The following is a 4,208-nucleotide window of genomic DNA, read 5'->3' as shown; positions in this document are numbered from 1 at the left end:
GTCGTGGCCTCTCACCACCGTCCTGTCCTCGCGGTGACCGGCGGAGCGGGCAAGTCGGGGTCGCTGAGCCTGGCGGCTCCCGCCGCCGCCGGCGCCCGACGCACGATCGGCGTCGTCCCGACGGAGACCGAGGCCGGCCAGCTGCGCGAGGCGGGGCTGGCCGACGCGGTCGCGGTCGCGGACGCCCGCGACCCGGTCGCGCTCCGCGACGCTGTCGCTGCGGCCGGCGGCCCTGCTGACGTGACGGTCGTGTGCGTGGACGTGCCCGGCTGCGAGGGCGGGGCGATCCTGACCACCGCCGAGGGCGGCACGGTCATCTTCTTCTCGATGGCCACCTCCTTCTCGGCGGCGGCGCTGGGCGCGGAGGGCCTGGCCGCCGACGTGACCATGCTCATCGGGAACGGCTACCTGCCCGGCCACGCGGCGTACGCCATGGACCTGCTGCGCGCGACCCCCGCCGTCCGGCGGCTGTTCGAGCAGCGGATGGCGGTTCACGCGAGCGGAGGCAGCCGATGACCAAGACCGTGGGGAAGCTCAAGCTCGACCAGCGCAGCGTCCGCCAGGCGCGAGCGCTGGCCCGCAAGGTCGGCAAGCCCATCGTGAAGGTGGCCAAGGAGCACACCACCGTGTCGGTGGAGCGGGCCACGCTGCGGCTCGCGGGCCTCAGCGGCGCCGACACCGAGGGCGTGCCCTGGGTCAACCACCTGGTCGACTGCGTGCGCGGGGACGTCGGACTCGAGCACGGCGTCGCCCTGCCGGTCTGGGACGCGCTGCGCCGGGGGGAGGCCGAGGACCTGGTCACGCTGGCGCAGAAGGCGTCCGCCGGCAGCGCGCGGTTCCGGCTGCCGGAGAAGCGGGACGCCGCCCGCGCCCGCTCGGAGTCCCGCCGGGCCGTGCACCACGGGATCACGCTGATCGACCACAAGCGGCGCGAGCGGCAGCGGATGATCGCCGAGGTGGGCGACGCGCCCACCACTCCCTGGATCTACCTCATCGTGGCCACCGGCGACATCCACGAGGACATCCCGCAGGCCCAGGCCGCGGCGCGGGCCGGCGCCGACGTGATCGCGGTCATCCGCTCCACCGGCCAGTCGCTGCTCGACTTCGTGCCCGAGGGGGCCACCCGCGAGGGCTTCGCCGGCACCTACGCCACCCAGGAGAACTTCCGGCTGATGCGAGCCGCCCTGGACGACACCAGCCGCGAGCTGGGCCGCTACGTCCGGCTCACCAACTACGCCTCGGGCCTGTGCATGCCCGAGATCGCCGCTCTGGCCGGCATGGAGCGCCTGGACATGATGCTGAACGACTCCATGTACGGCATCCTCTTCCGCGACATCAACCCCATCCGCACCTTCGTGGACCAGCGGTTCAGCCGGCAGATCCACGCCCGGGCCGGCATCATCATCAACACCGGCGAGGACAACTACCTCACCACCGCCGACGCGGTCGAGGCGGCGCACACGGTGACCACGAGCCAGCTGCTCAACGAGTACTTCGCCAAGGAGGCCGGCCTCGAGGACTGGCAGCTGGGCCTGGGCCACGCCTTCGAGATCGACCCTGCGGTCCCCGACTCGTTCCGGATCGAGCTGGCCCACGCCATGCTGGCGCGCGACCTGTTCCCCGAGGCCCCGCTGAAGTGGATGCCCCCGACCCGGCACATGACCGGGGACGTGTTCCGGGGCTACCTGCTGGACGGGTTCTTCAACCTGGCCGGGGCGCTCACCGGGCAGGGCATCCTGCTGGTGGGGATGATGACCGAGGCCGTGGTGACCCCGTGGCTCTCCGACCGTGACCTCGCCCTGGAGAACGTCCGCTACGTGATGAACGCCGCCGGCAACCTGCACGAGGACTTCCGGCCGGTCAAGGGCGGGTTCATCGAGAGCCGGGCCCGGCTCGTGCTCGCCGAGACCATCGAGCTGCTCCGCGACATCGCCGCCGACTCCGACGACGAGGGCGACGCGCCGCTGCTCGCGGCGATCGCCGACGGCACCTTCGGGCTGATGAAGCGCCCACCCGGAGGGGGCAAGGGCCTGGACGGCGTCGCGCTGAAGTCCGAGGCCTACTACAACCCGGCCTCCGACCTCCTGGAGGGGGAGTGATGTCGAGCACCCACGCACCGGCGAGCGGCCACCTGGTCCGGCCCTACGGGGACACCACCGGCGACGGGATGGTCCAGGTGTCCTTCACCCTGCCGCTCCCGCACTCCAAGGTCGCGGACGGCGCGGCCGTCCAGCTCGCGAACAAGATGGGCATCGACCCGGCCCTGGTCGTGCACAGCAAGCCGGTCGGCAGCGGGTTCACCTTCTTCATCGTCTACGGTCGCGTCAACCACCTGGTCGACACCTCCGCCGTCGAGGTGGTCGTGCGGGACTACCCGCTGCTGACCCCCAAGGAGGTCAACGTCGCGGTGAAGCGGACCCTGCGTCGCCGGCTCGTCGTGGTCGGCGCCTGCATCGGCTCCGACGCCCACACCGTGGGGATCGACGCGATCTTGAACATCAAGGGGTTCGCCGGGGAGAAGGGCCTGGAGTACTACCGCGAGCTGAAGGTGGTCAACCTCGGCGCCCAGGTGTCGGTGCCCCAGCTCGTGGAGCGGGCGCTGGCCGAGAAGGCCGACGCGGTGCTGGTCTCCCAGGTGGTCACCCAGCGTGACGCCCACCTGCTCAACACCAGGGAGATGGCGGCCGCCTTCCGCGAGGCCTACCCGGCCGGTCGTCGGCCGCTGCTCATCGTCGGCGGCCCCCGCTTCGACGAGTCGATGGCCGCCGAGCTCGGCGTGGACCGGGTCTTCACCCGGGGGACCACTCCCAGCGAGGTCGCCAGCTACCTGGCCTCCCGGCTCGCCGAGACCGTGGAGAGGAGCGCCTGATGACCGCCGCTGTCGGCACCCGCGTCGTGCACCGTCGCTACGTGCCCTACTCGCACGCCCACTACGCCGGGAACCTCGTGGACGGTGCCTACTCGCTGGGGCTGTTCGGCGACGTCGCCACGGAGCTGTGCATCCGCACCGACGGCGACGAGGGCCTGTTCGCGTCGTACGCCGACGTCCAGTTCCGCCAGCCGGTCCGTGCCGGCGACGTCCTGGAGGTCACCGCGGAGCTGGTGCGGGTGGGCACCCGCTCACGGGTCATCGAGTTCGCCGTGCACGTGGTGGCGCGCGGGGCGGCCACCGAGGAGCGCCCCGGTGCGGCCGAGCTGCTCCCCGAGCCGCTGCTCGCCACCACCGCCACCGGCACGGTCGTGGTGCCCCCGGCACCCGCCTCGTGACGGTCCGGTCCCGGCGTGTCGTTCGCGACACGCCGTGCCGAGGCACGTCAGTGCCGGGATTTCACCGTCCGTTCTCCCGCCGGTGACCTGCGCTTTCACACGTTTGCGCAGGTCGGGGGGTGGTTGACAGGACGGCGATCTCCGGAGAGGGTGCGGGGAGTTCGTCCGTGTAGTGCGCGGCGGGCGGCCGGTGACGGGGAGCCGTCGCGGAGGGTGGGGGCCATCCACCTGTCCGTGACGGGTGCGGCGTGCCGGGAACCGCCTGCGCGAGGACGGCACGGAAGGGGCCCGTACGCCTTAGACAACAGCCCGGTTCCGGCAGCCGGTCGGCTCCGGGTTGGTCCGAAGCGTGCGGGCCCCTTCCGTGACCTGCCGTTGGGTACCGTGGGCGCGTGGTCCCGCGCATCCTCCTCGGCCTGACCGGCGGCCTCGCGCTGGCCCTGGCCTTCGAGCCCGTCGCGGTGGCCTACCTGGCCCCGCTCGGCGTGGCCGCGTTCCTGCTCGCCGTGCACGGGCTGCCCGCACGCCGGGCCTGGCTGCCGGGGCTGGCGTTCGGGGTCAGCTTCGAGTTCGTCCTCCAGTGGTGGATGCGGGCCGTGGGCACGGACGCGTGGCTGGCTCTCTCGTCGGTGGAGGCGGCGTTCTTCGCCGTCCTGGGCCCGGTGATGGTGCTGCTGATGCGGCTGCGGTGGTGGCCGGCCTGGACGGCGGCCGCGTGGGTCGCCGCCGAGGTCGTCCGGACCACCTGGCCCGCCGGCGGGATGCCCTGGGGCCGGCTGGCCTTCGCCACGGTCGACACCCCGTTCGCCGATGCGCTGCCCTACATCGGTGCCAACGGCGTCAGCCTGCTGCTCGCGCTGCTCGGCTCGACGCTGGCCTGGGCGCTGCTGCGCGCACGGGAGCAGCGGGCCCACCGCCGGGGCGCCGTCGCCGCTCTCGCG

At 72.9% G+C, this 4,208-nt stretch carries 3 protein-coding genes and 2 pseudogenes; all 5 read left to right on the top strand.

Annotation, left to right across the window (positions count from 1 at the left end; genetic code table 11):
- Positions 1-516, top strand: a pseudogene (locus tag PLP61_RS15340) (L-erythro-3,5-diaminohexanoate dehydrogenase); the annotation flags it as partial.
- Entirely contained in the window at positions 513-2,099 is a 1,587-nt protein-coding gene (gene kamD / locus PLP61_RS15335; RefSeq protein WP_324503627.1) for a lysine 5,6-aminomutase subunit alpha, read from the top strand. The pseudogene PLP61_RS15340 and the gene kamD, both read left to right, overlap by 4 nt.
- Complete coding sequence (gene kamE / locus PLP61_RS15330; RefSeq protein ID WP_324503626.1) at positions 2,099-2,869, top strand: lysine 5,6-aminomutase subunit beta; 771 nt, start codon at positions 2,099-2,101, stop codon at positions 2,867-2,869. Before kamD ends, kamE begins: the two co-directional genes overlap by 1 nt.
- Entirely contained in the window at positions 2,869-3,267 is a 399-nt protein-coding gene (gene kal, locus PLP61_RS15325; protein ID WP_324503625.1) for a 3-aminobutyryl-CoA ammonia lyase, read from the top strand. The genes kamE and kal overlap by 1 nt, the downstream gene beginning before the upstream one ends.
- Before the next feature lie 392 nt (positions 3,268-3,659).
- Positions 3,660-4,208, top strand: a pseudogene (locus PLP61_RS15320) (apolipoprotein N-acyltransferase); the annotation flags it as partial.

The sequence above is a fragment of the Nocardioides sp. genome, from assembly GCF_035429765.1.
Lineage (GTDB): Bacteria > Actinomycetota > Actinomycetes > Propionibacteriales > Nocardioidaceae > Nocardioides.
Note: the sequence above shows the minus strand (reverse complement) of the source record. Positions and strands in the feature narration are given on the sequence as shown.

Excerpts from the sequence above, each read along its gene's own strand:
- kamE (WP_324503626.1), top strand. The coding sequence starts at position 2,099 with ATGTCGAGCACCCACGCACCGGCGAGCGGCCACCTGGTCCGGCCCTAC.
- kal (WP_324503625.1), top strand. The coding sequence starts at position 2,869 with ATGACCGCCGCTGTCGGCACCCGCGTCGTGCACCGTCGCTACGTGCCC.
- kamD (WP_324503627.1), top strand. The coding sequence starts at position 513 with ATGACCAAGACCGTGGGGAAGCTCAAGCTCGACCAGCGCAGCGTCCGC.